Origin of the sequence: Streptomyces canarius (assembly GCF_014650735.1) — a bacterium.
GTDB classification, from domain to species: domain Bacteria; phylum Actinomycetota; class Actinomycetes; order Streptomycetales; family Streptomycetaceae; genus Streptomyces; species Streptomyces olivaceoviridis.
Map to the genome: position 1 here is coordinate 1 of NZ_BMVN01000253.1, position 553 is coordinate 553.

The following is a 553-nucleotide window of genomic DNA, read 5'->3' on the forward strand; positions in this document are numbered from 1 at the left end:
TCATTCTTGAGGACGCACTCGAGATTCTGCATTGCCAGGACATCTTCACCCTCTATGGCGACCGTGAATTCATCGGCCAGGACTGGGTTGATGGTCTGATTGACCAGGGTATCCCGGTCACCATCCGTATACGGTACACCACGTCCATCGACGGTTTGCCCGGCAGCGAGTGGCTGAGCGACCTGCAACCTGGTGCAGTAGGGGTTCTGCTCGATGACGTTGAGGTCTTTGGCTCACCGATGAACGTCGTGGGGACATTCACGACAGATGGGGAGACGCTGCTTGTGGCGAGTAACGCGATGAAATCGCACAAAATTCTGAAGGCCTACCGGAAACGGTGGAAAATCGAGTGCCTGTTTCGAGCGCTGAAATCCAAGGGATTTCAGCTTGAGAACACCCACATGACGCTCCATGACCACCTTGAACGGTTGCTCTGCGTGCTGACCTTGGCCTACGTGTGGTGCATTCTGGTCGGGCTTCAACAACGTGTGCGACTCAAAACCCCCGGAAGGAGGGCGTGGAGTGTCATCACCTTGGGTCTGAGAGAATTGGT

At 55.3% G+C, this 553-nt stretch carries 1 protein-coding gene; it reads left to right on the forward strand.

Translation table 11 applies throughout. The features are described from left to right. The coding region (locus IE294_RS47165) for a transposase (RefSeq protein ID WP_189895444.1) at nucleotides 1–553 on the forward strand (553 nt) is incomplete at both ends.